Below are 26774 nucleotides of genomic sequence, written 5' to 3' on the forward strand. Positions count from 1 at the left end.
TGCGGCGAATTGCTGCCTCGATCCAGTCTTCGCGGTGAGCGACGGCCACACCCCCGCCCTCGGGCCGGTGAGCGCGACCGGAGAGTCCTCCCCGTGGGCCTTGTGCGGGCCGCGGCGCCGTGCTATCCGAGCGTTACCACGACCGCAAACGCGCGAGGACCTCGTCGTGCAGCAGACCGTTGGTGGCGACCGCACTTCCGCCGTGCGGGCCGTCGGCCCCGTCGAGGCTCGTGAACCGGCCGCCGGCCTCACGCACCAGGATGTCCAGGGGCGCCAGGTCCCACAGCGACACCTCGGGTTCGGCGGCGATCTCGAGGGCGCCCTCCGCGAGCAGGCAGTAGGAGAAGAAGTCGCCGTAGCCGCGGATGCGCCACACGTCGTCGGTGAGATCGACGAACCGGTCGCGGATCCCGCGATCCTTCCACCCGGAGAGCGACGAGAACGCCAGGCTCGACGACGCCAGATCGCCCACTGCGGACACGGACAGCTTGCGGGCCTCGCGACCGTCGTACGACGCCCACGCGCCCGCGCCGGCCGACGCCCACCAGCGACGGTTCAGTGCGGGTGCGCTCACGACGCCGACGACGGGGACACCGTCCTCCAGTAGCGCGATCAGGCTGGCCCACACGGGCACCCCGCGGACGAAGTTCTTGGTGCCGTCGATCGGGTCGATCACCCACTGGCGGCCCGCGAACTTCGCGTCGCCGCCGAACTCCTCGCCGAGCACGTCGTCGCCCGGGCGCTCGAGAGCCAGCACGGCCCGCAGGGCCCGCTCCACCGCGAGGTCGGCGTCGGAGACCGGCGTGAGGTCGGGCTTGGAGTCGACCCGCAGATCCAACGCTCCGAATCGCGCGCGGGTGATGGTGTCGGCTTCGTCGGCGAGACGCAGGGCGAGTTCGAGGTCGGTCACCGGTCCGACGCTACTGCACCGGGTAATGCCCCCGAACGACGAAGACGGAAGGGGCGCGGACCGGGATGTGGTCGGTGCAACGTCGAACCCGTCGATTCACCCGGTAGCCTGGATAACTGTGCATCCTGACGTTTCCGCTGACCTCAACGAGCTCGACACCACTCTGACCACGGTCGAGAAGGTGCTCGACGTCGAGGAGCTGCGCCGCCGCATCGACGAACTCGAACACCAGGCGTCCGATCCGGAGCTGTGGAACGACCAGGAACACGCGCAGCAGGTCACCAGCCAGCTGTCGCACACGCAGGCCGAACTGCGTCGCGTGGAGGAACTGCGTTCGCGCCTCGACGACATGGCGGTGCTCTACGAGCTCGCCGAGGAAGAGGGTCCCGACGCCGTCGCCGATGCCCACGCCGAGCGGGCGCAGCTGCGCACCGACATCGAGGCGATGGAAGTCAAGACGATGCTGTCGGGCGAGTACGACCAGCGTGACGCACTCGTCAACATCCGCGCCGGCGCCGGCGGCGTCGACGCCGCGGACTGGGCCGAGATGCTCATGCGCATGTACATCCGCTGGGCCGAGAAGCGCGGCTACGGCGTCGAGGTCTACGACACGTCCTACGCCGAAGAGGCCGGCATCAAGAGCGCCACCTTCGCGGTCAAGGCGCCCTACAGCTACGGCACCCTGTCGATCGAGATGGGCACGCACCGCCTGGTGCGCATCAGCCCGTTCGACAACCAGGGCCGCCGTCAGACGTCGTTCGCCGAGGTCGAGGTGCTCCCCGTCGTGGAGACCACCGACCACATCGACATCGACGAGAACGACGTCCGCGTCGACGTCTACCGCTCGTCGGGCCCGGGTGGCCAGTCGGTCAACACCACCGACTCGGCGGTTCGCCTGACGCACGTCCCCACCGGCATCGTCGTCACCTGTCAGAACGAGAAGTCGCAGCTGCAGAACAAGGTGTCCGCGATGCGGGTCCTGCAGGCCAAGCTGCTCGAGCGCAAGCGCCAGGAGGAGCGTGCCGAGATGGACGCCCTCAAGGGCGACGGCGGCAGCTCGTGGGGTAACCAGATGCGCTCGTACGTCCTGCACCCGTACCAGATGGTCAAGGACCTGCGCACCGAGTACGAAGTCAACAACCCGTCCGCCGTCCTCGACGGTGAGATCGACGGATTCATCGAGGCCGGCATCCGCTGGCGGATGAGCGAAAACCAAGCCTAGGACGTATGCAGACCACACATCTCGCCCTGACGTTCACCCCGTACGACCGTCTGCTCGATTGGCTGAAGGTCACCGGACTGCCCATCGCGCTGACGATCCTCGGTGCGCTGATCGTCGCCCGGTTCGTGAACTGGGCCGGCGGCCGGATCACGCAGCGGATCGACGACAACTACCAGCAGGGCGATGCGCTGGTGCGGTCCGAGGCGACGAAGCATCGGCACTCGGTGGCACAGGTCATCACGTGGGTGGTGATCACGATCATCTATGTGATCACCGCGATGAAGGTGCTCAACCAGCTGGGTCTTCCCATCGGAAGCCTCGTGGCCCCGGCCACGGTGCTCGGTGCGGCGCTCGGCTTCGGTGCGCAGCGCGTGGTGCAGGACATCCTGGCCGGCTTCTTCATCATCACCGAGCGGCAGTACGGCTTCGGCGACACCGTGCAGATCGCGATCACCGGTTCGGGCACGGACGCCGAGGGCGTGATCGAGGACGTGACACTGCGGGTCACCCGCATGCGCAACGCCGACGGCGAGGTCATCACGGTCCCCAACGGGCAGATCGTCAAGGCCGTCAACCTCTCGAAGGACTGGGCGCGGGCCGTCGTGGACGTGCCGATCCCGGCCACCGCCGACATCAATCGCGTCAACGACATCCTGCACCGCGTCGGTGTCGACGCGTACGAGGACAAGAGCCTGCGGCCCCTGCTGCTCGACACCCCGTCGGTCATGGGTGTCGAGAGCCTCGCAGTCGACCAGGTGAGCGTCCGTATGGTCGCCCGCACCCTGCCGGGCAAGCAGTTCCAGGTGGGGCGCGCGCTGCGCGTCCGGGTCGTCACGGCGCTGCGCCGGGCGGGGATCACCGTCGCGGCCGAACTCGAGACCGATGCCGTGGGTGGAGGTGACGACCAGTGAGCCCTCAGGAGAAGATGTCGCTGCTGTGGAGGCGCGTCCCGCGCCGGGTGTTCGGCGGCAGGATGCGCACCACCACCGTCGTGATGTGTCTGCTGTGGTTGGGCCTGGCGATGCTCAACGCGGACCTCAACCCGCCGGCCGAACCGGTGACGACCGATCCCGTGCCCGCCGTGAGCGACGGGCAGCAACCCGCGCCGGTGGAGAAGCAGCAGAGCGAGCGGGCGTCGACGTCACCCCAGACGTCCACCCGGCCCTCGGAGACGGAGGACCCGGCGACGTCGTCGTCCAACTCGTCGGAGACGAGTCGGAGTGGGCAACAGTCCGGTACCCCGACCACGACGCCGAACCAGGGTCGCAACACGCCCTCGTCGGAGTCGCCGACGAAGTCGACCACCACCGAGCCCCAGCTCCCGCAGCAGTCGCAGGAACCGGAGTCGGGAACATCCGACGAGGTGACGACCACCGCCCCGACACCGCAGGGCTGAGCGGTCGCCGATCGGCGCGCGTCGTTACCCAAGGTCACTGTTCGATAACGGCTAGACTGGCTTCCCGTGATCAGCGTCAAGGATGTCTCCAAGTTCTACAAGGCCTCCACCAGGCCCGCCCTGGACAAGGTGAGCGTCGAGATCGACAAGGGCGAGTTCGTGTTCCTGATCGGGCCGTCCGGTTCCGGCAAGAGCACGTTCATGCAGCTCCTGCTCAAGGAGGAGACGCCGACCTCCGGCGACATCTACGTCGCGGACTTCCACGTCAACAAGCTCTCGGGCCGCAAGGTGCCGAAGCTGCGGCAGAGCGTCGGCTACGTGTTTCAGGACTTCCGCCTGCTGCCGAGCAAGACGGTGTCGCAGAACGTCGCGTTCGCGCTCGAGGTGATCGGCAAGTCGCGGTCGATGATCGAGCGGACCGTCCCCGAGGTGCTCGACCTCGTCGGGCTGTCCGGCAAGGCCGATCGTCTGCCCAACGAGCTGTCCGGCGGTGAGCAGCAGCGTGTCGCGATCGCTCGCGCGTTCGTGAACCGTCCTCTGGTGCTCCTCGCGGACGAGCCCACCGGCAACCTCGACCCGGACACCAGTGCCGACATCATGCTGCTGCTCGAGCGGATCAACCGCACCGGAACCACGGTACTGATGGCCACGCACGACCACCACATCGTGGACTCGATGCGCCGACGCGTCGTCGAGCTCGACCTCGGCCGCGTGGTCCGAGACGAAGCGCGGGGCGTGTACGCCGTCGGCCGCTAGGCCCCGACAGGCACACCCCAGCCGAACCGTTCGACCAGACGACGTAAGGACTCCCTCCCCGATGCGTGCCAGCTTCATCTTCAGCGAGGTCTTCACCGGCCTGCGCCGCAACATCTCGATGACCGTCGCGATGATCCTCACGACCGCGATCTCGCTGGGACTGTTCGGCGGCGGCCTGCTCGTCGTGCAGATGGCCGACAAGACGCAGCAGATCTTCCTCGACCGTGTCGAGGTGCAGCTGTTCCTCACCGAGGACATTTCGGCGGCCGACCCGGACTGCGCGCAGGACCTGTGCCGTGGCATCCGCAACGATCTCGAGAGCGCCGACGGCGTGGTCGCGGTGCAATACCTCAATCAGGACGACGCCGTCGCCGACGCCACCGACCGCGTGTTCAAGGACAACCCGGAACTGGCGTCGCTGGTCAGCGCCGAGAGCTTCCCGGCGTCGTTCAAGGTCAAGATGAGCGACCCCGACCAGTTCGCGTTGATCAACGCCGAGTTCTCGGCGCGCCCGGGCATCGACAGCATCCTCAACCAGCGGGAGCTGGTGGACCGCCTGTTCAGCGTGCTCGGCGGCATCCGCAACGCGGCCTTCGCGATCGCGATCGTCCAGGCGATTGCCGCGATCTTCCTGATCGCCAACATGGTTCAGGTCGCCGCGCTCACCCGCCGGACCGAGGTGGGCATCATGCGACTGGTCGGCGCCACCCGCTGGTACACGCAGCTGCCGTTCCTGCTCGAGGCCGTCGTCGCCTCGCTCATCGGCGCGGGGCTGGCGATCGTGGGCCTGTTCACCGCGAAGAATCTGTTCATCGACGATGTGCTGGGCGACATCTACGACGCCAACATCGTGGCGCGGATCTCCAACAGCGACGTGCTGCTGGTGACTCCGTTCGTGGTGATCGTCGGCGCCGGAATGGCGGCCGTCACCGCCTACATCGCGCTGCGCCTGTACGTCCGGGACTGACGCGATAGGTAAACGGCTTGCCGGGACTCCTATGCTGGAGTGGTACCAGAATGTGACAGCGGATCGACGACAGTGAGGGCCCGCACGTGAAAGAGAAGGGCCGCAAGGTCATCGCGACCAACCGCAAGGCGCGACACAACTACACCATCATCGACACCTACGAGGCCGGCGTGGCGCTCCTCGGTACCGAGGTGAAGAGCCTGCGCGAAGGCAAGGCGTCACTGGTGGACGCGTTCGCGACCGTCGACGACGGCGAGGTGTGGCTGCGCGGACTGCACATCCCCGAGTACACGCAGGGCACGTGGACCAACCACGCGCCGCGCCGAACCCGCAAGCTGCTGCTGCACAAGCGCGAGATCGAGCACCTGGTCGGCAAGACCCGCGAGGGCAATCAGACGCTGGTGCCGCTGTCGATGTACTTCTCCGACGGCAAGGTCAAGGTGGAACTCGCGCTCGCGAAGGGCAAGCAGGACTACGACAAGCGTCAGGATCTGGCCCGACGCACCGCCGAGCGGGAGGTCACCCGCGAGATCGGGCGCCGCGTCAAGGGCATGCGCTGACCGCAGATGCGTGGACGGCGGATCCGCCGTCCGGACAGTCGAGGTGGTAGCGGTGGCCGTCGCGTGAGGGGTGAACGCGACGGCCACCGCGGCTTCTAGCGGGCGACGCGCTCCCACATCTGCAGGTAGGCCTCGGCGCCGCGGGACATGTCGTCGATGAACTGGGCGCCGTCCTGACCGGCGAACACTCGCATGTCCTCGATCCAGTCCGGGATCATTCCGTACTGCGCCAGCCCGTCGGTGTTGAAATCGAACGTGCGGGTGCCCGCGCGCTGCTGTTCCATCACGGTGCCGCCGTCGAACGTGCTGTAGGGGTACTCGACGCCCCGCGCCCCGTCCTCGTGCGGAGCCGGCTGCGCGCCGAACCCGTTGGTGTCCGCGCCGAAGCCGTAGCCGAAGTAGTAGCGCTCGTCGCGATCCTCCCGGGCCGCCCGCCACTCGCCGACGAAGTTCTCCGACGGCCCCGCATACGACGCCACGAACCCGCCGAGCTTGTAGATGCGCGGGTAGTTGGACGGGTCGGTCCAGCCGTGGCTCGACACGACACCCGAGTACTGCGCGTCCTCGAGGATCTTCAGGGCCGAGTCGGCCGTCTCGACCCCCATGTGGTCGATGTCGACGATCATGCCGCGCTGCATCATCGCGCGGATCGCGTACTCGCCGAGCGGGGTCAGATCGCGCGCGTTGCATGCATCACCGTCGGGGTACACCGGCAGCGTCACGCCCGGCGGTAGCGACTTCGTCAGCTCCGCGGTGGACTGATCGACGTTGCCGATCGGGTTGTCCTTCGCGACGCCGGTGCACGGTTCCGTCTTCCAGAACTCGCCGGTGCCGAGGAAGTTGCCGGCATTGACGGCGAGGCCGGTCACGCCCTGGTCGAACCGCACACCGCCGAGGGCGTTGTCGAACTTGTGGGTGAGGATGACTTGGCGCACACCCATCCCGTACAGCTCGTCGAGTCCGGCGTCGATGTCGTGTTCGGTGCACAGCGGCGCACCGTTGCGAAGACCGCAGCCGAACGGCTCGGAGATCTCCATGCCGAGCGTGACGGCGAGCTTGCCCGACGCCGCGACCGCGCGGGCATCGGCGGGGGAGCTGACGATCCGGAACCAGCCGCGACCGGGACCGCCGTACTGCGCATCCACGTAGTCCTGGATCCCGTGTGCCTGCCGGGCCTCGATCCGGACGGTCTCCATCTCGTCGCACGGATTGCTGCGCAGCGGATACAGCTCGCACAGCACGCGATTCGACACCAGCAGGTTCGTCATGATCCGCTGGCCGCCGCGCCACGCGCGCTCCACCCAGCGGTAGTACATCTGCTCGTGCGTCATCGAGTCGTACGACGGGACGTCCGCGAAACTCGGCCACATCGTGGTGTCGTGCGATTCGAACGGGCTGCCGTGCGAGAGGACGTTCTCGAGCAGCGCGGGCAGGCCGTCGGGCTCGTGGTCCTCGCAGTCCTGCAGCGCGACCGTGACGCCGAGCGGCGAATAGGGCTCGCCGCAGCGGATCTCGCCGCCGATGAACTCGTTGGCGTTCATGTGGACGTGCGCGTCGATGAAGCCGCGCACCTCGCCGGGGGAGGTGGTGAGCGGGACGCCGCGGGCACCGACCTCCGCTTCGGGGAAGTCTGCGCAGCCGTCGGCGGGGGCGAGCCGGAAGCGTCCCGCCTCGGGGTCCTGCCCGGGATCGGTCACCGCGAGCCGGCCGTCGGCCCGGTTCACGCCCAGCTGCTGTCCGTTGGTGGTGGAGGTGGCGGTGTACGCGCCGTCGGTGAAGGTGAGCGTCCAGTCGGTGGCAGGCGTCGCCTGCAGTGCGGCGAACGCATGGCCCGGCTCGCCCGCGATCAGTGCGGAGTCGTCACCGAAGAAGAGGAAGCGGCCGAGTTGGGCGGCCTGCATCCGGAACTTCGTGGCATCGGCGGCGTCGGCGCCGACCCGGTATCCGTCACCGTCGCGGACGACGAACCCGGGGACGGTCTCCGACGCGAGGGTGTAGCAGCCCCCCGCGAGGCCGTAGACCGGATCGGTGGGAGGACCGGGGTCGGTGGGATCGGGTGACAACGGAACCGACACGGCGATCGCGGTTCCGGCGATCGCGATCGCCGTGCAGGCGCCGAGCGTCGGGAGCAGTCGGCGGCGGACGAAGCTGGAGCGGACGGACATTCGGCGGACATCCCCTAACAGGCGCAATTCACGTCTTCACGCGAGCACGCTAGGGGAAGCTGAACGGACGTCCAGGTGCTTTCGCGAACAAATCCCGAGGAATGGACATATACGATTCGTTCGCCGACGTAAACGCTGCTCAGCACTCCCTCGGAGCCGGCAGGCCGGCAAAGCGATCCTTCAGATAGAGGAAGGCTTCGGGCAGGCCCACGACCGCGTTCGTCATGTGTTCGGCAATGGGGTAACCGCGGAACACCAGTGTCGCGCCGGCCTTGCAGTAGCGTTCGGCGGTCCTGGCCACGGACCCGAACGGCGTCAGTCCGTCCGTCGAGCCCTGCCACATGAACACCGGAGCGGTCGGGATTCCGGGGTAGTCGACGAGGCTGTTCTCTCGCATCACGGCGCGGGTCCGCTCGTCCTGCAGCAGGCTCGTCGACTTGGCGACCTCGCTCACCCCGTGCAGGAGGCCCTTCGCGATGATGATCGTTCGGCACTCGTCCTTGAGTTCTTCTCGCAAACCGAGGCCCACCGGGGTCAGCTGGTCACCGATCGGCAACCGGTCCGGGTACTCCCGTTCGAGCCCCACGGCGGCGGCGAATCCCAGCCCGAAGCCCGGATGCCGATCCGCCAGGCCGAGTCCGACGGCCATCTCCTCGATGTCGGCCGGAACGCCGCCCTGGGCGACGCCCGCGAGCTCGACGTCAGGGGCGTACGTCGGGTTGAGGGCCGCCGCCCACGCGGTGGCCATGCCGCCACCCGAATACCCGGCCAGCGCGACGGGGCTGTTCGCCAATCGGAGTTCCGGCAAGCGTTTCACCGCGCGGACGCCGTCGAGCGTGATCATGCCGCCGAGCTTGGCGGCGCCGTAAGCGCTGTCGGGTCCCAGATGGTCCGGGATCGCCACCGCCCACCCCTGCGCCAGGGCGAGGGGCAACCCGAAGACGTCCTTGATCTCGCCGGTGAACAGCGCGGCCGACGGTGCGCAGCGCAGCCCGAGCGAGTTGACGATCGCCTGGTACGACAGCACGGGCATGTCGGAGGGCGAATTGATCGGCTTGATCACCGTCGTGACCGCGGGGATGGGTTCGCCCGCCGAGTTCGTGGACCGGTACTTGATCTGCCACACCTCGTTGCCGGGGACCAGCCAGGTGTCCGCCCGGCGCACCTCGAGAACGTCGCCCGGCGCCTTGGTCGCGATGTCGGCCGGCGCCGCGTAGAACGGGTCCGCCACGGGTGTCGGATACGCCGGTGCGGCCCCCGCCGCGGGGGCGGTGACCGTGCCCGCGGTCACGGCGGCAAGAGCGAGTGCGGCAGCGGCCACGAGTCGGCGCGCGAACGACGTCATCCCAGTTTCCCCCAGAGTGTCGAGTGACGAATGTCACCGAAAGTCCGTCCCGGGGCCAGACACTAACGGAATGGAGTGCTGCTGAAGGCGGAAACGCGTGGATGCGGGCGGCGCCGCAGGCCGAGTCGGTGGCGGGCGCGGGACGCCCGACGGAAATTGGGATGATTCCCGGCACCGCACGGGTTAGAGTAAGTAGCCCCATGAAAGACGTGGGGACGTACGGGGCTGAACGGTTTCGACTGCGTACGTTGAGTTAGGGGAAGCGTGTCGGTGCAGGCAAGAGACCACCGTAAGCGTCGCTGCAAACCAATAAGCGCCGATTCCAATCAGCGCGACTACGCCCTCGCTGCCTAAGTAGCGACTGCGTGTCTGTCAGTCCGGGTTCGCCCTCGATCCGGGTACTGGCATCAGCTAGAGGGCTTTACCGTTCCACTCGGTCGCGGAGTGGGACGGGACATCGAACAGCGACTGGGATCGTCATCACGGCTTGTTCGCGAGACCGGGAGATCCAAGTAGAGACTTAGCGAACTGCACACGGAGAAGCCCTGGCAAAGCGGCGGAGGACCCGGGTTCGATTCCCGGCAGCTCCACTGAGAAGGGGCCCGATCGGAAGACTTCCGATCGGGCCCCTTTTTTCGTTGTCGGAACCTCCCGGCGACCGGCTGGCAGACTCGACCCATGGTTGCGCGTCACCCGTCGATCGAGCCGTACGAGACCGGTCGGCTGGAGGTGACCGACGGCCACCGCCTCTACTGGGAGACCGTCGGAGACCCGGACGGTGTCCCGGTGGTCTATCTGCACGGCGGACCGGGTTCCGGGGCCGGCCCCGGCAGGCGACGGCTCTTCGACCCGAACGTGTTCCGCGCGGTGCTGTTCGACCAGCGCGGCTGCGGCCGCAGCGTCCCGCGCGCCGACACCCCCGCGGTCGATCTGTCGACCAACACCACCGCCCACCTGGTGGCCGACATCGAGCGACTGCGCGAGCACCTCGGCGTCGAGCGGTGGGTCGTGGTGGGAGTGTCGTGGGGTGTCACCCTCGGACTGGCATACGCGCAGGCACATCCGGATCGGGTGATCGCGATGGCGTTGGGCGCGATCACGTCCGATTCTCGCCGCGAAGTCGAGTGGATCACTCGTGACATGCGGCGGATCTTCCCACGCGAATGGGAGCGCTTCGTCGAACCGGTGGCCGAGGACGAGCGGGACGGCAACCTCGCGGCGGCGTACGCGCGACTGCTCGCCGACCCCGATCCGTCGGTCCGCGAGCACGCGGCCGTCCGCTGGTGCGAGTGGGAGGACGCCCACGTCTCCCTCACCCCGGGCTGGACCCCCGACGCGAGGTATCGGGATCCGACGTTCCGGATGGTCTTCGCGCGCCTGGTCACGCACTACTGGGGCAACGACTGCTTCCTCGCCCCGAACCAGCTCCGCGACGGTATGCACCTGCTCGCCGACATTCCGGCGGTCCTCGTGCACGGCCGGTACGACGTGTCCGGCCCGCTCGACATCGCGTGGGAACTGACCCGTCTGTGGCCGGGCAGCCGGCTGGTCGTCGTCGACGATGCCGGGCACGGTGGCGGAAGCTTCACCGAGCACCTCGTTGCCGCGATCGACTCGTTCGCACATCTGGGCGCCGGGGCCGGCACGTAGCGCACCCATCCGGTCGATCGCCGGTGCCGAATACCGGTCATGCCGGTACGGAAACGAGCGAGGAACGATCGGGACGGATCTCCGTCTCTGATCGTGTTGGTGCTGCCGGGTGGCAAGGTCCGCGACCGGCGCCGAGCCCGGCCCTGGCAGGCCGCGCCCCTGCGCATGTTCCTGTTCACGTGGGCCCTGCGGCGGCGCTGCCCGGACGCCCGGGTGCGCCAGGTCCGCTACCGGCTCCGGGGCTGGAACGGTGCGGATCGCAGCCCCGTCCACGACGTCCGCAGGGCGCTCGACGACCTGCGGGCGGCGCAGATCCCGGTGGCCCTGGTCGGGCACTCGATGGGTGGTCGCGTCGCGGCCGTCGTCGCCGACGACCCCCTGGTGTGCGGGGTGCTCGCGCTGGCCCCGTGGTGGCCGGACGGTGAGGGCGCCTGCATCCCGACCGGTGTGCGGATGGTCGTCGTGCACGGCAGCGCGGACACGTGGACCGACCCGGCGGCGTCGCGGAGGCAGACCGCGCTGGCCCGCGCGCGAGGTGTCGACGCGCAGTGGATCGGCGTGACGGGAGCGGGCCACACGATGCTGCGCGATCCGGCCCGGTGGCATCGCGCCGCGATCGATTTCGTTCGCGACCAATCGCGCCGCCGTACGTCTCCGAATGTCTCGTGAACAGCGGACACGAGGAGGGGCACGGATGAGCGACGGTCGACGTGGCGGCGGACGGCGGAAGATCGCGGTGGTCGGGTCCGGGGTGGCGGGACTGACGGCGTCGTGGGTGCTGGCGAAGAGCGCCGACGTGACGCTGTACGAGGCCGACGCCCGGCTGGGCGGCCACGCCGACACACATCGGGTGGTGGCTCCGTCCGGTGAGTCGCTCGCGGTGGACACCGGCTTCATCGTCCACAACGACCGCACCTACCCGACCCTGCTCCGGCTGTTCGCCGAACTGGATGTGCCGACACAGGAATCCGACATGAGCATGTCGATCCGGTGTGACGGATGCGGGCTCGAGTATGCGGGCGGTCAGGGCCTGCGTGGTCTCGTACCCACGGCCGGCGCGGTGCTGAGCGCCGAGTACGTGCGAATGCTGCTCGAGGTCAGGCGGTTCCACCGCAGCGCGCGGGCGCTGCTCGCAGCCGACACGATCGACGGTGAACGAACCCTCGGCGACTTCCTCGCCGACGAGCGCTTCTCGCCGTACTTCACCGCACACTTCATGACGCCGCTGGTCTCGGCCGTGTGGTCGTGCGACCCGGCGACCGCGCTCCGCTACCCGGCCCGCTACCTGTTCACGTTCCTCGAGCATCACGGAATGCTCAGCGTCGGCGGCTCGCCCACGTGGCGGACCGTGCGGGGCGGCAGTCGAGAGTACGTACGACGTGTGGCCGACGCCGTCGGCGAGGTGCGGGTGGCGACTCCGGTGCGGGCGATCCACCGCCATGTCGACGGTGTCGACATCCGCGACGACGGCGACGCGATGCGCCGGTTCGACGCCGTCGTCGTGGCGACGCATCCGCAGCAGGCCCTGAAGATCCTCGGGGCCCCGACCCCACTGCAGCACGAGGTGCTCGGTGCGATGCCGTACTCGGTCAACCACACCCAGTTGCACACCGACACGGCGGTGCTGCCCCGATCGGCGCGGGCGCGGGCCTCGTGGAACTACCGCATCCCGTTCTGCGCCGCGCGCCCCGAGCAGGTGCTCGTCAGCTACGACATGACGCGGCTGCAGCGGCTGCCGGACACCGGGGAGCGCTATCTGGTGACGTTGGGCGGCAGCGACATCGTGGACCCGACACGGGTGCTCGACACGATGGTCTACGAGCACCCGCAGTACACCCCGGCCTCCCTCGCGGCGCAGCGGCGGCTGCCGGAACTGAGCGACGGCGTCGTCGCCTTCGCCGGCGCCTATCACGGGTGGGGTTTCCACGAGGACGGTGCGCTGTCGGGTCTGCGCGCCGCGCAGCGATTGGGAGGGCAGTGGGCATGACCGCACCACCGGTGCCGCCGACTCCGGCGATCTACCGCACGACGATCCGGCATGTGCGAACCGCGCCGCTGCGCAACGCCTTCCGCTATCGCAGCTACAGCTGGCTCGTCGACGTCGATCACCTGCCAAGCCTGCCGCGCGTGCTCGCCCCGCTCGCCGGGTTCGCCTCCGCCGACCACCTCGGAGACCTGCAGTGGAGTCTGCGGCAGAACGTCGACGCGTTCCTCGCGGCGCACGGCATCGACCTCGAGGGAGGAAAGGTGCTGCTGCTGACCAACGCCCGCGTGTTCGGTTACGTGTTCAATCCGCTCAGCGTGTTCTGGTGCCACGACGCCCACGGCCGCCCGGTGTGCGTGATCGCCGAGGTGCACAACACGTACGGCGAGCGGCACTGCTACCTGCTGCGGCCCGACGAACGCGGGAACGCGCGGGCAGCGAAGGAGTTCTACGTCTCGCCGTTCAACGACGTCGACGGCGAGTACCGCATGCGCCTGCCCACCCCGGACGCCGCGCTGCGGATCGCGATCTCGCTCGAGCGTCCCGGTCAGCCCCCGTTCGTGGCGAGCGTGGTGGGCGAACGCCGTGACGCGACGGCGCTGGAAGTGGTGCGCGCGGCGCTCACGGTCCCACTGGCGCCGCTGCGGGTTGCCGCGCAGATCCGGTGGCAGGGTATTCGGCTGTGGGCCAGGGGCTTACCCGTTCGGCCGCGGCCGGCACATCGACGACAGGAGACAGTGTGATGACCGCGACCGTGATCCCGGCCCGGCGGCCGGCCGACCGGTGCTCGTGGGGAGATCTGCACCGCGCACCCTCGGGTGTGCGCGCGCGAATCGGCGGGATCGTCGCCGACGGACTGTTCCGCCGGGCGGTGTCCCGGCTTCCGGTGCGGGTGCAGTTCCCGGACGGCACCGTGCTGGGCGATCCCACCGCTACCGCTCCGCCGGTGATGATCGTGCACCGGCCGGACGACTTCGCGGCGCGGGTGGGGGAGAGCGGACTGATCGGCTTCGGGGAGTCGTACATGGCCGGCGACTGGTCCGCCCCCGATCTCACCGCCGTCCTCGAGGTGTTCGCGGGCCGCGCGGCAACGCTGATACCCCGGCCGCTGCAGCGACTGCGCGGCATGGTGATCCCGAGACCGCCGGGCAGCGAGAAGGGCACGACCCGGAACACCCGGTCGAACATCTCTCGCCACTACGACCTGTCCAACGAGTTGTTCGCGCTGTTCCTGGACGAGACGCTCACGTACTCGAGCGCGCTGTTCGACGACGACGTCGCGGCGTCCGGGTGGAACGATCTCGCTGCCGCGCAGCACCGCAAGATCGATCGCCTGCTCGACGGGGCGGGGGTGGGGCAGGGTAGCCGCGTCCTCGAGATCGGCACGGGCTGGGGCGAACTGGCGATTCGTGCGGCCGCGCGCGGCGCCACCGTGCGATCGGTGACGCTGTCGACCGAACAGCAGGACCTGGCCTGCAAGCGGATCGCGGAGGCCGGTTACGCCGACCGGGTGCAGGTGGACCTGCTCGACTACCGGCAGGTCGAGGGGCGGTACGACGCGGTGGTGTCGGTGGAGATGATCGAGGCGGTGGGACACCAGTTCTGGGGCACCTACTTCCGGACACTCGACCGTCTGCTGTCGCCGGGTGGCCGGATCGCGATCCAGGCGATCACGATGCCGCACGACCGGATGCTCGCGACGCGGAGCACGTACACGTGGGTGCACAAGTACATCTTCCCCGGCGGATTCCTGCCGTCGGTGCGGGCGATCGAGGAGATCACCGCACGACAGACGAGCCTGTGTGTGCGGCAACGGCTGTCGATGGGTGACCACTACGCGCGGACGCTGCGCCTGTGGGACGAGCGGTTCGCCGTGCACGCGCCCGAGGTAGACGCTCTCGGTTTCGACGACGTCTTCCGTCGGATGTGGCACTTCTATCTCTGCTACTCGGAGGCCGGATTCCGGTCCGGCTATCTCGACGTCCAACAGTTCGTCCTCGACCGGAGGGAGACCCGATGACCACGGCCTCGACGCGTCCGCGTACCGGCATCGCCCACGACCTCGCGGCGATCCTCGAACCGATCGTGGGAGGCGACCTCCCGGTGCGGCTCACCGCCTGGGACGGCAGCACCGCCGGTCCACCGGACGCGCCGCCCGTGGTGCTGTACAGCCCGAACGCCCTGCGGCACATGCTGTGGCGTCCGGGGGAACTCGGCGCCGCGCAGGCGTACGTCACGGGCGACCTGGACGTCCTCGGCGACCTCGACGACGCTCTCACCCACGTGTGGGAGACCGTGCGGGCGCGCGGACTGCGCGGCGTCCGGGTCACCCCGGCGCTGCTCGCCCGGGCCGCGCGTCTGTCGCGCCGGGTCGGGGCGCTCGGGGCGCCGCCGGCACCACCCGCCTCCCAGGCGCGGGTGCACGGTCGCCTGCATTCGAAGGTCCGCGACCGCGCCGCCATCCGGCACCACTACGACCTGTCGAACGAGTTCTACGCGTTGATTCTCGACCCGCACATGGCGTACTCGTGCGCGTACTGGACCTCCGACGACGCCGACTACACACTCGCGGACGCACAGCGCGACAAGTTGGACCTGGTGTGCCGCAAGCTGGGTCTGGACCGGCGCCCCGGACAGCGTCTGCTCGACGTCGGCTGCGGATGGGGGTCGCTGAGTTTGTACGCCGCCGCCGAGTACGGGGCGCGGGTGGTGGGGGTGACGCTGTCGCGGGAGCAGAAACGGTTCGTCGACGGGCGCATCGCCGAACTGGGCCTCGGGGACCGCGTCGAGATCCGCGTGCAGGACTACCGCGACGTTCCGGACCGGGCATTCGATGCGGTTGCGTCGCTCGAGATGGGCGAGCACGTGGGCCGGCGCAACTACCCGGTGTATGCGCGAGCGTTGCGCGACAACGTCGTCCCCGGCGGACGGATCCTGGTGCAGCAGATGTCGCGCACCGGCCGGCACCCCGGGGGCGGCCCGTTCATCGAATCCTTCATCGCGCCGGACATGTTCATGCGGCCGGTCGGGGAGACCGTCGCGCTGTTGGAGGAAGCCGGCCTCGAGGTCCGGGACGTGCACGCCCTGCGCGAGCACTACGTCCGCACCGTCGACGCGTGGTACCGCACCTTCGAATCTCGGTGGGACGACGCCGTGGCGATGGTCGGTGAGGAGGTCGCCCGGGTGTGGCGGCTGTACCTCGTGGGCGGCGGCATGGCGTTTCGGGACGGGCGGATGGGGGTCGACCAGATCCTCGCGGTCCGGCCCGGGAGGGACGACCTGCCCGAGCGGACGGAATGGACGACACGATGAACGGGTTCGACTGGAGCGGTTTCGCGCTCGTCACGATCGGCAGTTTCGTCGCCGCGGCCGTCCTCATGATCGTGACCGCGGCGTTCGGCTTCGCGCGGGGACGGCACAACGTGGTCGACGTGTCGTGGGGTGTCGGCTTCGTCGTCGTCGCGCTCGTCGCGGCCGCGTTCGGCGACGGCGACGCGTGGCGGCGCTGGCTGCTCGCCGCGCTCGTCGCGGTCTGGGGCCTGCGGCTCGCCGCGCACATGGCGCGGCGCACCAGCGGGCACGGCGAGGATCCCCGCTACGAGAAGCTGCTCGACGACGCCGGCGGCAACCGCACCCTCACCGCGATCCGCAAGATCTACCTGACGCAGGGCGTCGCGTTGTGGTTCGTCTCGCTGCCGGTGCAGGTCGCCGCCGTCGCGCACGGCGGTGTCGGGGTGTTCACGATCCTCGGAGTCGCGGTGTGGTCGGTGGGGTTCGTGTTCGAGGCGGTGGGCGACGCCCAGATGTCGGCGTTCAAGGCCGACCCGGCCAACCGCGGCACCGTGATGGATCGCGGACTGTGGGGCTGGACCCGGCATCCCAACTACTTCGGCGACGCGTGTGTGTGGTGGGGCATCTTCCTCGTCGCCGCGCAGACGTGGCCCGGTGTGCTCACGATCCTCTCGCCCGTCGCGATGACGTACTTCCTCGTCTACGCCACCGGGGCCCGCCTGCTCGAGCAGCACATGGCGCGGCGCCCCGGCTACCGCGAATACCAGCAGCGCACGGCCTACTTTGTGCCGCGGCCGCCGCATCGCTGATTCCGTGACTCGGATGCGTCTGCCACAGTTGTTCCCGGTCGGCAGACAGGAGGTGCGATGGTGCGGGCGCTGACGGTGGTCGCTGTGGGCGGGGCGCTCGGGGCGAGCGCGCGGTACCTGCTCGCGCAGCAGTTCCCCGGTATCTGGACCATTCTCGTGATCAACATCGTCGGGTCGCTGCTGCTGGGCATCCTCGCCGCCGTGCTCGGACCCGACCGGCTGTGGCGGCTGTTCCTCGGTGTCGGAGTACTCGGCGGATTCACCACGTTCTCGACGTTCGCGGTCGACGTCGTGCAGAACCCGGGGTCGGCGATCGTCTACATCCTCGCGACGCTGCTGCCGGCACTGCTCGCGGCTCGCCTCGGAATGGGGATCGGCGAGGCGTGGCACTCCCGACGGGAGGCGGCGTCGTGACGGTCGTGTGGGTCGCGCTCGGGGGCGGCGTCGGTGCGGGGGTGCGCTACCTCGCCGGTCGGCACCTGGTGTCGTACGGCAGTTTCCCGGTGCCGACGTTCGTCGTCAACGTCGTCGGCTGCTTCGTTCTCGGGCTCCTGTCCGGCGCGACACTGCCACCGGTGGTGTTCGCACTGCTCGGCACCGGCTTCTGTGGCGGGCTGACAACCTACTCGACGTTCGCCACCGAGTCGGTCGGTCTCGCCCGCGTCCGGCGGTCCGTCACCTCCGTCGTGTATGTCGCGGCCAGCGTCGCGATCGGTATCGGATTCGCGTGGTCGGGGTTTCGGATCACCGCTTGAACGCGCCGTGTGTCTCCGGTCCTGGCACGATGGAACCGAGTTTCCAGTTCCAGAAATGCGGAGGGGTCGATGGTGCACGAACGAGCGGGACAGGTGGCGTTGCCGGAGGATCTGGAGGATCTGGCGCACCTGGTGTCCGCGTACTACACGCGCACTCCCGATCCGTCCGACCCGTTGCAGCAGGTGGTGTTCGGGACGTCCGGTCACCGCGGCTCGAGCCTCGACTCGGCGTTCAACGAGGCCCACATCCTCGCGACGACGCAGGCGATCGTGGAGTACCGCGCGGCGGAGGGGATCACCGGCCCGCTGTTCCTCGGCCGTGACACGCATGCGTTGTCGGAGCCCGCATGGGCAACGGCGCTCGAGGTACTGGTCGCCAACGATGTTGCGGTCGTGATCGATTCGCGTGAACGGTACACCCCGACGCCGGCGGTGAGTCACGCGATTCTGCGGCACAACGCATCCGGGCCGGCCGCGCGTGCCGACGGCATCGTCGTGACCCCGTCGCACAATCCGCCGCGGGACGGAGGCTTCAAGTACAACCCGCCGCACGGTGGACCTGCCGACAGCGACGCCACCACGGTGATCGCCGACCGGGCCAACGAGCTGCTCCGTTCCGGGCTGTCGGGGATCGCCCGGGTACCGCTCGCGCGGGCCCTCGCGGAGGCCGGGCGGTACGACTACCTGTCCGAGTACGTCGACGACCTCCCGAGCGTCCTCGACCTCGACGCGATCCGGGCGTCCGGTCTGCGGATCGGTGCGGATCCGCTGGGTGGCGCCTCCGTCGACTACTGGGCGGCCATCGCCGAGCGGCACCGCCTCGATCTCACCGTCGTCAACCCGCTCGTCGACGCCACGTGGCGGTTCATGACACTCGACGGTGACGGCAGGATCCGGATGGACTGCTCGTCGCCGCACGCGATGGCGTCGCTCATCGCGGCGCGTGACCGTTTCGACCTCGCGACCGGCAACGACGCCGATGCCGACCGGCACGGCATCGTCACTCCGGACGGTGGCCTGATGAATCCCAACCACTACCTGGCGGTCGCGATCGACTACCTCTACACGTACCGCGCCGGGTGGTCGCCGACGACGAAGGTCGGCAAGACTCTCGTCAGTTCGTCGATGATCGACCGCGTCGCCGGCGGGCTGGGACGCCCCGTCGTCGAGGTGCCGGTCGGATTCAAGTGGTTCGTTCCGGGGTTGCTCGACGGGTCGCTCGGATTCGGCGGCGAGGAGAGCGCCGGCGCGTCGTTCCTGCGCCTCGACGGCACCGTGTGGACCACCGACAAGGACGGGATCCTGCTGGCGCTGCTCGCGGCCGAGATCACCGCCGTCACCGGGCAGACCCCGTCGGCTCGATATCGTGAACTCACCCGACAGCACGGCGATCCCGCGTATGCCCGCATCGACGCGCCCGCGACCCGCGAGCAGAAGGCGGTGCTGGCGAGGCTGTCGCCCGAACAGGTCACCGCGACCGAGCTGGCCGGCGAACCGGTCACCGCGACGCTGACCGCCGCACCCGGCAACGGCGCGGCCATCGGCGGCCTCAAGGTCACGACCGAGAACGCGTGGTTCGCCGCGCGCCCGTCCGGCACCGAGGACGTCTACAAGATCTACGCCGAATCCTTCCGTGGCCCCGAACATCTCGCGCAGGTGCAGGCCGCCGCTCAGGACGTCGTCTCCCGCGCACTGGGACTGGGCTGAACGGCCGTTCACCCACGCCGATAGATTCATCGGCAATGAGACACACTGACGCGACGGCGAGCGCCGACACGAAACTGCCCAAGGAGATCTGGGTTCTCGTCGTGTCGGCGTTCATCGTCGCACTCGGGTACGGGATCGTCGCGCCGGCACTGCCGCAGTTCGCGAGCAGCTTCGGGGTCGGTCTCACTGCCGCCAGCGCGGTCATCAGTGTCTTCGCGTTGATGCGACTGTTGTTCGCGCCGATGAGCGGACGACTCGTCCAGAAGCTCGGGGAGCGGCCCACCTACATGTCCGGCCTGCTCATCACCGCGGCCTCGATGGGTGCCTGCACCGTCGCGACCGAGTACTGGCAGCTGCTGGTCTTCCGTGCCCTCGGCGGCATCGGGTCCACGATGTTCACCGTCTCCGCGCTCGGTCTGCTCATCCGGATGTCGCCGCCGCAGGGCCGCGGCCGGGTGTCGGGGATCTACACCGCGTCGTTCCTGATCGGCACCATCACCGGCCCGCTCTTCGGTGGCGTGTTCGCCCGGTTCGGCCTGCGGGTGCCGTTCGCGATCTACACGGTCGCGCTGGTGATCGCGGCCGCCGTCGTGTTCGTCGCGCTCCGGAACTCGCACCTCGCCGCGCCCGAGACGGACAGCGGCCTACGAACCATGACGCTGCGTGAGGGGCTGCGCGCCCCGATGTTCCGGGCGGCCCTCGCGTCGAATCTCGCCACCGGGTGGGTGATCTTCGGTGTCCGGATCGCGCTCGTCCCGCTGTTCGTCGTGACCGCCCTGGACGGGGACACCGCCGCCACCGCCGTCGCGCTCACGGTGTTCGCGGTCGGCAACGCGTTGGTCCTGCTGCGTTCGGGTCGGCTGTCGGACCGCATCGGACGTAAGCCTTTCGTGATCGCCGGACTCCTGATCTGCGGTGTGTCGACGATGACGATGGGCCTGACCGACGACCTCGTGATCTTCTACATCGCGACGGCCGTCTCGGGCATCGGTTCGGGCGTGATGGGCCCGGCGCAGCAGGCGGCGGTGGCCGACGTCGTCGGGTCCGGGCGGCGCGGTGGGCCGCTGCTGGCCGCGTTCCAGATGACCAGTGACATCGGCGGCTTCGCCGGCCCCCTCGTGGCGGGCACGCTCGCCGAGAAGCTGTCGTTCGAGGCGGCGTGGGCCGTGACCGGCGGGATCATGCTCCTGCCGATCCTGCTGTGGGTGCTGGTCCCCACGGGGCCGCCGGGATCAGCCGACGCCGACCCCGATGAGCGCGCCGACGACGTACGTGGCACCGACCGCGATCGCACCGAACACGAGCTGCCGGACGGCCCCCCGAATCCTGGACTGGGCGGTGAAGTACGCGGCGAGCCCGCCCGCGAGCAGTAGGCCCACGCCGCCGATCGCGAGGCCGGCGAACAGCGACTCGAACCCGAATAGGTAGGGGAGCAGCGGGATGATCGCGCCGATCGCGAACATCACGAACGACGACCCGGCCGCCACCAGCGGGGACGGCTTCTCCTGCGGGTTGACACCGAGCTCGTGGGTGATGTGGATGTCGACCGCGCGGTCGGTGTCGGCGTGCACCTCCGCGGCGGCCGCCGTCGCGGTCTGCTCACTCATGCCCATCGAGGTGAACGTCTCGACGAGTTCCGCCTCCTCCGCCTCGGGATGTCTGCGCAGTGCGCGCCGCTCGACGCGCACCTCGGCGTCGATCTGCTCGTTGGACGTCGACACCGACGTGTATTCGCCGAGCGCCATCGAGAAGGCGCCGGCCACGAGCCCCGCGACACCGCTGAGGATCACGGTCTGCGTGTCCACGCCCGCACCGCCGACACCGGCGATCAGCGACGTGTTGGTGACGAGGCCGTCCATCGCACCGAACACGGCCGCACGCAGCCAGCCTCCGGAGACGTCCGAGTGCTTGTGGTCGAACTCGTGCGGCCGGGGCGGCGGTGTCGACGCGCTCGGCTTGTCGGGGTCGGGGACGGCATCGTTCACACGGCCGAATCTAGCTGCGGAAACGAAGATGATCTAGAAAGCGCAGGCATACCTGTTCGGTAGCGTGTGAGGCGTGTGGATACGCATTGTGAGCCTCCTCGCGCGCCTCGGTCTGGCTGCCGTGTGGCTGATCTCGGGGTGGATCAAGTTCATCGACCCCACGCAGACGGTCGTGGCGGTCCGGGCCTACCAGCTACTGCCCGAAGGCCTCGTGCAGCCCGTCGCGACGACGATGCCGATGCTCGAGATCGCGCTCGGCCTGTTCCTGGTGATCGGACTCGGCGTGCGGGTGACCGCGATCGTGTCCGCCGCGGCCCTGCTGGTGCTCATCGGCGTCATCGTCTCGGTGTGGGCTCGCGGCCTGTCGATCGACTGCGGATGCTTCGGTGGTGGTGGCGTCGCGGACGTCGACGGCTGGGACTACGCCAAGGAAATCGCCCGCGACGTCGGGTTCCTCGCGATGGCGGTGTGGCTCGCGGTGTTCCCGCGCAGCCCGTTCGCTCTCGGGCCCCGCTCCCGCGCGCCGTTCTCAGTGCCCGCTCAGGCGACGGTGGCAGAGTAGGTCCGGAGTAATGCCTGCGCGCGCCCTCGCGGCGGGCGCTCGGATCAGTTCCGCACGGACCTCACAACCATGACGAAGGACGCGAAGTGAGTTCGAAGAAACCGAAGTCGGCGAAGTACAACCCGCAACCGACCTCCAGCAAGGCCACCTACATCGTCGGCGGCATCGCGATCGTCGTGATCGCCGCGCTGGTGATCGGCGGCATTCTGCTCACGCGGGACAGCAACAAGCCCCGCAACGAGGGATACGGGGCGGTGCAGAACTCCGCCGTCCAGGTGACGATGGGGGATGCGGGCGTCGTCCGACTGGGTCTGCCGGACGTCACGAACACCATCGACGTGTTCGAGGACCCCATGTGCCCGTACTGCGCGCAGCTCGAGGAGAAGCACGGCCAGGAGGTGGCGCAGGCCATCGACGAGGGCAAGCTCGCCGTCAACTACCACATCCTCAACTTCCTCAATCGACTCTCGTCGAGTGGCGACTACTCCACGCGCGCGGTGGCCGCGTCGCAGTGCGTGGCGCAGACCGGCGACGCGATCGCGTACTCGCAGTTCCACGCCGAGCTGTTCTCGCCCGCCAACCAGCCCGCCGAGAACGGCAAGTCGGACCTGTCCAACGAGCAACTCGCGACGCTCGCGAAGGATGCCGGCGCAAACGAGGCCGCCGTCAACTGCATCACCAGCGGTGAGCGTGTGCAGCAGGCCGCCGCGGACGCCGAGACGGGCCGACAGGCCCTCGCCGCGTCGGGCGCCACCGGCACCCCGGCCGTCGTCCACAACGGCCAGGTGATCGACGCCCTGGGCGATCCCGACTGGGTCTCGAAGGTTTCGCAGTAGAACCGATCGGTGGCCGGTCCGCTGCGGATCGGCCACCGAACGGCTTATCGCCTCTGACCAGCCGATTTGTTGTCCGCGTCGGCGGTGGTGTAACTTTCTTTCAGCACGAGGGAGTCACTCCCGAAGCGCAGGAAACAATTTGACACGGGGCTATGGCGCAGCTGGTAGCGCACCACACTGGCAGTGTGGGGGTCAGGGGTTCGAGTCCCCTTAGCTCCACTCCGAAGACCGGGTCACGATCACACGATCGTGACCCGGTCTTCTTCGTGTCGACCCCAACGCGGGCGGCGCGGCGCCTGGAACGAGGAAACCCCCGATCCGTCCGGGGACGGGGTCGGGGGTTTCGAGACTACGGCTGACGAATCAGCTGAGGGCAGCCACCGCGCCGATGAGGCTCAGGATGGCGCCGAGGCCACCGATGACGGTGCCGATGCCGCTCACGACCGGCTGAATCTGCTTGATCAGCGCGAGATCTGCGTCAGACGAACCCATTTTTACTCCTCATTGTGTGTTCCACGCCGGCACTGCGTCCGGTTGTCGATAGCCGCAACCAAACAACCTTTCGGTTGGCTGGGAGGCGGATCGACCGTAAACCAGATTGTGGCGGCTGTCTCGTCGAGCGGTCCGCTGGGCGGAACACGCGCGGTAACGCGCCCTGTGCGACGCGCCTTTCAGGCCCGGTCGACGGACGCGTAGTGCTCGACGGTGGGGAACGGGTCGTAGAAGTGATGCAGCAGGCGTCGCCACTCCTGATACCCGTCCGAGCCGCGGAAGCCCTCGGTGTGGTCCTCGAGGGTGTCCCATTCGACGAGCAGGAGATAGGCGTCGGGGCGTTCGATGCAGCGGGACAACGAGAGCCTCCGAAAGCCGGGCACCGCCGAGACGATTGTCTTCGCCTGCGCGAACGCTGCTTCGAAATCGTCGGCGCGGCCTGGCTTCACCTGCAGGGAAGCATGTTCGAGGATCATCCGCGCATCCTGTCACCCGCGCGGGGACGGTGCCAGGTGGTGGCGCGGAGTGCTCTCACGCGCCACCACCCGACGGCTCGTCCGGACAGGGGGGGAAAGCCGGACGAGCCCCGTTGCTGCCCAGGGGGGAGGGGCAACGTTTTTGTACTGTAGTGCAATTTGTGGTGCGGGGCACGTTGCCTCGGTCTAATGACCTATTTCCCGGCGTCGGGCTGCCCGAACGTACGCGCCGGGCGGGTGAGCACACAGTCCCCGCAGTAACCGGAGACCGGCGTGCGATAGAACAGGCAGCAGCTGCGACGCCGGAACCCGGTGCCCTCGCGGTCGACGGTGTCGACCAGTCGGGGATCGAGCAGTATCTTCTCGGCGATCTGCAGTGCCGTCGTCCCGGTCTCGCCGTCGAGCACGCGGGCGGCGCCGATCACTGCCGACGCGGCGTTGCCCCACAGCACCTGCTCCGACATCGGCTCGGCGGACCGGATTGCCGCGATCATGGGTTCGAGATGGCGGCCCAGGACCGTCTCCCGGGCGATCTCGACCAGCTCGCCGCCGGACCAGCCGCCGGGTTCGGACATGTGCAGGTCGATCCGGCCGTCCATGTCGCGCCACAGCAGGCGGTCGGCGTCGGGCAGGATTCCGGTGCGGACGATGCCGCCGAGCGTCAGTGACCACAGCCGGGCCGCATAGCCGAGGAACAGCGTCGACGCCGCCACCCGGTACTCGCGGGTGCCGAGCCGGGCGCCGACGTGGCCGACGACGACGGCGAGCGCGCCCGCGTCGTCGTAGAGGTCGCGCACGGGACGCCAGTCTCCCGGCCCGGGATCGCCCGTCGTGGCGGTGAAGTACGGCCCGAGACCGGCCAGGGTCTCCAGAGTCAGGGCGAGAGCGGGAGGCTCAGCGGTCGTCGATCGTCGGGACATGTTGTTCTCCACCGGTGAGGGGGACGGGCGGCCCCCGAACGGAGCATTGTGGCACGCGTTCCCGTGGGCACGCGCCACCGCGATCATCGAGGGGCGTGCCTAGTACGATTGCTGGTCGGTGTTGTCGGGATTGTGGAGGTCGGGTGGCGAAGAAGCGGGCACCACGGTCGATCCCGGTCGTCATCGTCGCCGGGTTCCTCGGATCCGGGAAGACGACGCTGCTCAACCACCTGCTGCACAACAACGGCGGCACCCGGATCGGCGTCATCGTCAACGACTTCGGGTCGGTCAACATCGACGCGATGATGGTTGCGGGTCAGGTCGATTCGATGATGGCGCTGAGCAACGGGTGCCTGTGCTGCGCGGTCGACGTCAGCGACATGGACGAGATGCTGGACAAGCTCGCGCACCGCCGGTCGGAGATCGACGTCATCGTCGTCGAGGCCAGCGGGCTGGCGGAGCCCCGCAATATGATTCGGCTGGTGCTCGGCAGCGAGAACCCGTACATCACGTACGGCGGCCTGGTGATGCTCGTCGACGGCGCCGAGTACCGGAGCAGCCGGCAGCGGCACCCGGAACTGGACCAGCACATCGCGATCGCCGACCTGGTGGTGCTCAACAAGACCGACCGGATCGACGCCGATGCGCACGACGGCCTGCTCGCCGACGTGTGCCGTATCAATCCACGGGCAGCGGTGCTGTCGACGGTGCAGGGCCGCGTCGATCCCGGACTGTTGTTCGATCGGACGCCGCGCTCGACCGCTCGCCCCGGCCAGCAGTTGTCGTTCGACGACCTGCTGCTCGGCCTCGACGAGCCGTCGGATCTGTGCGGCGAGTGCGGTGGGGAGCATGATCCGCACATCCACGCGATGTACGACAGCGTCACGTTCACGTCCGACCTGCCGATGCACCCGCGTCGGCTGATCCGGTTCCTCGAGAAGCAGCCCGCCGGCGTCTACCGGATCAAGGGCTTCGTCTACTTCGGCGTGCCCGGCTATCAACAGAAGTACCTGCTGCAGGTGGTCGGCGATCACGTCAGCTTCCACCCGCAACGCTGGGGGGCGGGGGAGGCCCGGCGCACCGAACTGGTCGTGATCGGTATGGATCTCGACCCCGACGCGGTCGACGCCGTGCTCGACGCCTGCGTCGAACCCGAGGCGGACTGCCTCGAGAGCGACACCATGATGGGCGTGCACCGCTACACGGTCGACGCCTGACGCGATCGCGGGAAGCGCCCGCGGCCCGGCGGCTACCGTGGAGGGCGTGACCGAATCTCTCGTTTCCGTGTACGAAGCCATCCGCCGACGCCGTGACGTCCGCGCCGAGTTCAGTGGCGAACTGATCCCCGACGAGACGTTGCAGCGGGTGCTCGGCGCGGCGCACGCGGCCCCGAGCGTCGGCAACACCCAGCCGTGGGACTTCATCGTCGTCCGTAACCAGGACACGCTCGACACCTTCGCCGATCACGTCGCGGAGCGTCGCCGCGCCTTCGCCGACTCGCTACCGGAGGATCGTCGAAAGACGTTCGACCCCATCAAGATCGAGGGGATCCGGGAAAGCGGAACCGGCATCGTCGTCACGTACGACCCGTCGCGCGGCGGTCAGAACATCCTGGGCCGGCACACCATCGACGACACCGGACTGTTCTCGGCGGTGCTGGCCATCCAGAACCTCTGGCTGGCAGCGGCCGCCGAGAACATCGGCGTCGGCTGGGTCTCGTTCTACGACGAGGAGAACCTCACGGAGCTGCTCGACATCCCCGCGCCGGTGCGTCCCATCGCGTGGCTGTGCGTCGGCAAGGTGGACCAGTTCCAGGAGGTTCCCGACCTGGAGCGCTTCGGCTGGCGGACGCGTCGGGACCTGTCCGACGCGATCCACTGGGAACGCTTCTGAGCTGGTGACCGAGGTCAGCCGCGGCGGCGGCGCGAGCCGCCGCCCGCCTGGCTGCCCGTGCCGGAGCCCGACGCGGATCCGCCGGCCGCGCCC

Annotated in this window: 27 protein-coding genes, 1 tRNA gene, 1 other RNA gene and 1 pseudogene; 23 read left to right on the top strand and 7 right to left on the bottom strand. The window is 68.9% G+C overall.

Going from position 1 to position 26774, the window contains the following annotated elements; translation table 11 throughout:
- Positions 1-133: 133 nt before the first annotated feature.
- Positions 134-910: a histidinol-phosphatase gene (gene hisN / locus ABEU20_RS16930; RefSeq protein ID WP_420165527.1), complete on the bottom strand. Its 777-nt coding sequence runs from the start codon at positions 908-910 to the stop codon at positions 134-136.
- 118 nt (positions 911-1028) lie between these two features.
- Between hisN and prfB the strand changes: the two genes are divergently transcribed.
- From prfB to smpB, 6 genes are all read left to right on the top strand, one after another.
- Entirely contained in the window at positions 1029-2132 is a 1104-nt protein-coding gene (prfB, locus tag ABEU20_RS16935) for a peptide chain release factor 2 (RefSeq protein WP_420165528.1), read from the top strand.
- A gap of 5 nt (positions 2133-2137) precedes the next feature.
- Complete coding sequence (locus tag ABEU20_RS16940; RefSeq protein WP_420165529.1) at positions 2138-3043, top strand: mechanosensitive ion channel family protein; 906 nt, start codon at positions 2138-2140, stop codon at positions 3041-3043.
- Positions 3040-3528 carry a hypothetical protein gene (locus ABEU20_RS16945; protein WP_420165530.1) on the top strand — a complete coding sequence of 163 codons (489 nt, stop codon included), beginning with the start codon at positions 3040-3042 and terminating at the stop codon, positions 3526-3528. The genes ABEU20_RS16940 and ABEU20_RS16945 overlap by 4 nt, the downstream gene beginning before the upstream one ends.
- A 66-nt stretch (positions 3529-3594) precedes the next feature.
- Positions 3595-4284: a cell division ATP-binding protein FtsE gene (gene ftsE, locus ABEU20_RS16950; RefSeq protein WP_420165531.1), complete on the top strand. Its 690-nt coding sequence runs from the start codon at positions 3595-3597 to the stop codon at positions 4282-4284.
- A gap of 61 nt (positions 4285-4345) precedes the next feature.
- Positions 4346-5251 (top strand): permease-like cell division protein FtsX, encoded by a 906-nt coding sequence (gene ftsX / locus ABEU20_RS16955; RefSeq protein WP_420165532.1) that lies wholly within the window; start codon positions 4346-4348, stop codon positions 5249-5251.
- 86 nt (positions 5252-5337) lie between these two features.
- Entirely contained in the window at positions 5338-5811 is a 474-nt protein-coding gene (gene smpB, locus ABEU20_RS16960; RefSeq protein WP_420165533.1) for an SsrA-binding protein SmpB, read from the top strand.
- A 95-nt stretch (positions 5812-5906) separates the two neighbouring features.
- On the opposite strand, the gene ABEU20_RS16965 is transcribed toward smpB, so the two are convergent.
- Positions 5907-7976: a peptidase gene (locus ABEU20_RS16965; protein WP_420165534.1), complete on the bottom strand. Its 2070-nt coding sequence runs from the start codon at positions 7974-7976 to the stop codon at positions 5907-5909.
- Positions 7977-8115: 139 nt separating this feature from the next.
- Complete coding sequence (locus tag ABEU20_RS16970) at positions 8116-9321, bottom strand: lipase family protein (RefSeq protein ID WP_420165535.1); 1206 nt, start codon at positions 9319-9321, stop codon at positions 8116-8118.
- Between the two features lie 221 nt (positions 9322-9542).
- Here ABEU20_RS16970 and ssrA point away from each other — a divergent pair.
- The 12 genes and pseudogenes from ssrA to ABEU20_RS17030 form a co-directional block, all read left to right on the top strand.
- Positions 9543-9914, top strand: a transfer-messenger RNA (tmRNA) gene (gene ssrA / locus ABEU20_RS16975).
- Between the two features lie 85 nt (positions 9915-9999).
- Complete coding sequence (gene pip / locus ABEU20_RS16980) at positions 10000-10971, top strand: prolyl aminopeptidase (protein WP_420165536.1); 972 nt, start codon at positions 10000-10002, stop codon at positions 10969-10971.
- A 93-nt stretch (positions 10972-11064) separates the two neighbouring features.
- Complete coding sequence (locus ABEU20_RS16985) at positions 11065-11640, top strand: alpha/beta hydrolase (protein ID WP_420165537.1); 576 nt, start codon at positions 11065-11067, stop codon at positions 11638-11640.
- 25 nt (positions 11641-11665) lie between these two features.
- Positions 11666-12958, top strand: a complete 1293-nt coding sequence (locus ABEU20_RS16990) for an NAD(P)/FAD-dependent oxidoreductase (RefSeq protein WP_420165538.1) — start codon at positions 11666-11668, stop codon at positions 12956-12958.
- Entirely contained in the window at positions 12955-13698 is a 744-nt protein-coding gene (locus tag ABEU20_RS16995; protein WP_420165539.1) for a DUF1365 domain-containing protein, read from the top strand. The genes ABEU20_RS16990 and ABEU20_RS16995 overlap by 4 nt, the downstream gene beginning before the upstream one ends.
- Positions 13698-14975 carry a class I SAM-dependent methyltransferase gene (locus ABEU20_RS17000; protein ID WP_420165540.1) on the top strand — a complete coding sequence of 426 codons (1278 nt, stop codon included), beginning with the start codon at positions 13698-13700 and terminating at the stop codon, positions 14973-14975. The genes ABEU20_RS16995 and ABEU20_RS17000 overlap by 1 nt, the downstream gene beginning before the upstream one ends.
- Positions 14972-16267, top strand: a complete 1296-nt coding sequence (locus ABEU20_RS17005; protein WP_420165541.1) for a class I SAM-dependent methyltransferase — start codon at positions 14972-14974, stop codon at positions 16265-16267. The genes ABEU20_RS17000 and ABEU20_RS17005 overlap by 4 nt, the downstream gene beginning before the upstream one ends.
- Positions 16264-17055 (top strand): DUF1295 domain-containing protein, encoded by a 792-nt coding sequence (locus ABEU20_RS17010; RefSeq protein ID WP_420165542.1) that lies wholly within the window; start codon positions 16264-16266, stop codon positions 17053-17055. The genes ABEU20_RS17005 and ABEU20_RS17010 overlap by 4 nt, the downstream gene beginning before the upstream one ends.
- Positions 17056-17112: 57 nt before the next feature.
- Positions 17113-17469, top strand: a complete 357-nt coding sequence (locus ABEU20_RS17015) for a fluoride efflux transporter FluC (protein WP_420165543.1) — start codon at positions 17113-17115, stop codon at positions 17467-17469.
- A complete protein-coding gene (gene crcB / locus ABEU20_RS17020; protein WP_420165582.1) occupies positions 17466-17810 on the top strand; it encodes a fluoride efflux transporter CrcB in 345 nt (114 codons plus the stop codon). The genes ABEU20_RS17015 and crcB overlap by 4 nt, the downstream gene beginning before the upstream one ends.
- Before the next feature lie 69 nt (positions 17811-17879).
- On the top strand, positions 17880-19517 hold the full coding sequence (gene pgm, locus ABEU20_RS17025; RefSeq protein ID WP_420165544.1) for a phosphoglucomutase (alpha-D-glucose-1,6-bisphosphate-dependent): 1638 nt from the start codon (positions 17880-17882) through the stop codon (positions 19515-19517).
- 35 nt (positions 19518-19552) lie between these two features.
- A pseudogene (locus ABEU20_RS17030) lies at positions 19553-20743 on the top strand (MFS transporter); the annotation flags it as partial.
- A 6-nt stretch (positions 20744-20749) separates the two neighbouring features.
- Here ABEU20_RS17030 and ABEU20_RS17035 read toward each other — a convergent pair.
- A complete protein-coding gene (locus ABEU20_RS17035) occupies positions 20750-21502 on the bottom strand; it encodes a VIT1/CCC1 transporter family protein (RefSeq protein ID WP_420165545.1) in 753 nt (250 codons plus the stop codon).
- 73 nt (positions 21503-21575) lie between these two features.
- On the opposite strand from ABEU20_RS17035, the gene ABEU20_RS17040 reads away from it, so the two are divergent.
- The 3 genes from ABEU20_RS17040 to ABEU20_RS17050 all read left to right on the top strand — a co-directional run bounded on the left by ABEU20_RS17040 (position 21576) and on the right by ABEU20_RS17050 (position 23119).
- Complete coding sequence (locus ABEU20_RS17040) at positions 21576-22064, top strand: MauE/DoxX family redox-associated membrane protein (RefSeq protein ID WP_420165546.1); 489 nt, start codon at positions 21576-21578, stop codon at positions 22062-22064.
- Positions 22065-22150: 86 nt separating this feature from the next.
- Positions 22151-22900, top strand: a complete 750-nt coding sequence (locus ABEU20_RS17045) for a DsbA family protein (RefSeq protein ID WP_420165547.1) — start codon at positions 22151-22153, stop codon at positions 22898-22900.
- A 146-nt stretch (positions 22901-23046) separates the two neighbouring features.
- Positions 23047-23119: transfer RNA gene (locus tag ABEU20_RS17050), tRNA-Ala, on the top strand.
- A 144-nt stretch (positions 23120-23263) separates the two neighbouring features.
- On the opposite strand, the gene ABEU20_RS17055 is transcribed toward ABEU20_RS17050, so the two are convergent.
- The 3 genes from ABEU20_RS17055 to ABEU20_RS17065 all read right to left on the bottom strand — a co-directional run bounded on the left by ABEU20_RS17055 (position 23264) and on the right by ABEU20_RS17065 (position 24788).
- Positions 23264-23392, bottom strand: coding sequence for a hypothetical protein (locus ABEU20_RS17055; protein ID WP_420165548.1), 129 nt, complete (start codon positions 23390-23392; stop codon positions 23264-23266).
- A gap of 179 nt (positions 23393-23571) precedes the next feature.
- On the bottom strand, positions 23572-23868 hold the full coding sequence (locus ABEU20_RS17060; protein WP_420165549.1) for an antibiotic biosynthesis monooxygenase family protein: 297 nt from the start codon (positions 23866-23868) through the stop codon (positions 23572-23574).
- Between the two features lie 194 nt (positions 23869-24062).
- Positions 24063-24788 carry a (2Fe-2S)-binding protein gene (locus ABEU20_RS17065; RefSeq protein ID WP_420165550.1) on the bottom strand — a complete coding sequence of 242 codons (726 nt, stop codon included), beginning with the start codon at positions 24786-24788 and terminating at the stop codon, positions 24063-24065.
- Between the two features lie 143 nt (positions 24789-24931).
- On the opposite strand from ABEU20_RS17065, the gene ABEU20_RS17070 reads away from it, so the two are divergent.
- Together ABEU20_RS17070 and bluB are read left to right on the top strand one after the other, a co-directional pair.
- Positions 24932-26005 (top strand): CobW family GTP-binding protein, encoded by a 1074-nt coding sequence (locus ABEU20_RS17070; protein ID WP_420165551.1) that lies wholly within the window; start codon positions 24932-24934, stop codon positions 26003-26005.
- A gap of 46 nt (positions 26006-26051) precedes the next feature.
- A complete protein-coding gene (gene bluB / locus ABEU20_RS17075) occupies positions 26052-26681 on the top strand; it encodes a 5,6-dimethylbenzimidazole synthase (RefSeq protein WP_420165552.1) in 630 nt (209 codons plus the stop codon).
- Positions 26682-26774 lie beyond the last annotated feature (93 nt).

It is taken from the genome of Rhodococcus parequi (assembly GCF_046042785.1).
Taxonomy (GTDB): Bacteria; Actinomycetota; Actinomycetes; order Mycobacteriales; family Mycobacteriaceae; genus Prescottella; species Prescottella parequi.

Excerpts from the sequence above, each read along its gene's own strand:
- ftsX (WP_420165532.1), top strand. The coding sequence starts at position 4,346 with ATGCGTGCCAGCTTCATCTTCAGCGAGGTCTTCACCGGCCTGCGCCGC.
- ABEU20_RS17055 (WP_420165548.1), bottom strand. The coding sequence starts at position 23,392 with ATGGGTTCGTCTGACGCAGATCTCGCGCTGATCAAGCAGATTCAGCCG.
- ABEU20_RS16990 (WP_420165538.1), top strand. The coding sequence starts at position 11,666 with ATGAGCGACGGTCGACGTGGCGGCGGACGGCGGAAGATCGCGGTGGTC.
- ABEU20_RS16940 (WP_420165529.1), top strand. The coding sequence starts at position 2,138 with ATGCAGACCACACATCTCGCCCTGACGTTCACCCCGTACGACCGTCTG.
- ABEU20_RS17005 (WP_420165541.1), top strand. The coding sequence starts at position 14,972 with ATGACCACGGCCTCGACGCGTCCGCGTACCGGCATCGCCCACGACCTC.
- ABEU20_RS17060 (WP_420165549.1), bottom strand. The coding sequence starts at position 23,868 with ATGATCCTCGAACATGCTTCCCTGCAGGTGAAGCCAGGCCGCGCCGAC.
- ABEU20_RS17065 (WP_420165550.1), bottom strand. The coding sequence starts at position 24,788 with ATGTCCCGACGATCGACGACCGCTGAGCCTCCCGCTCTCGCCCTGACT.
- pip (WP_420165536.1), top strand. The coding sequence starts at position 10,000 with ATGGTTGCGCGTCACCCGTCGATCGAGCCGTACGAGACCGGTCGGCTG.
- ABEU20_RS16995 (WP_420165539.1), top strand. The coding sequence starts at position 12,955 with ATGACCGCACCACCGGTGCCGCCGACTCCGGCGATCTACCGCACGACG.
- ABEU20_RS17015 (WP_420165543.1), top strand. The coding sequence starts at position 17,113 with ATGGTGCGGGCGCTGACGGTGGTCGCTGTGGGCGGGGCGCTCGGGGCG.
- pgm (WP_420165544.1), top strand. The coding sequence starts at position 17,880 with ATGGTGCACGAACGAGCGGGACAGGTGGCGTTGCCGGAGGATCTGGAG.
- ABEU20_RS17010 (WP_420165542.1), top strand. The coding sequence starts at position 16,264 with ATGAACGGGTTCGACTGGAGCGGTTTCGCGCTCGTCACGATCGGCAGT.
- ABEU20_RS17000 (WP_420165540.1), top strand. The coding sequence starts at position 13,698 with ATGACCGCGACCGTGATCCCGGCCCGGCGGCCGGCCGACCGGTGCTCG.
- ABEU20_RS16970 (WP_420165535.1), bottom strand. The coding sequence starts at position 9,321 with ATGACGTCGTTCGCGCGCCGACTCGTGGCCGCTGCCGCACTCGCTCTT.
- ABEU20_RS16965 (WP_420165534.1), bottom strand. The coding sequence starts at position 7,976 with ATGTCCGTCCGCTCCAGCTTCGTCCGCCGCCGACTGCTCCCGACGCTC.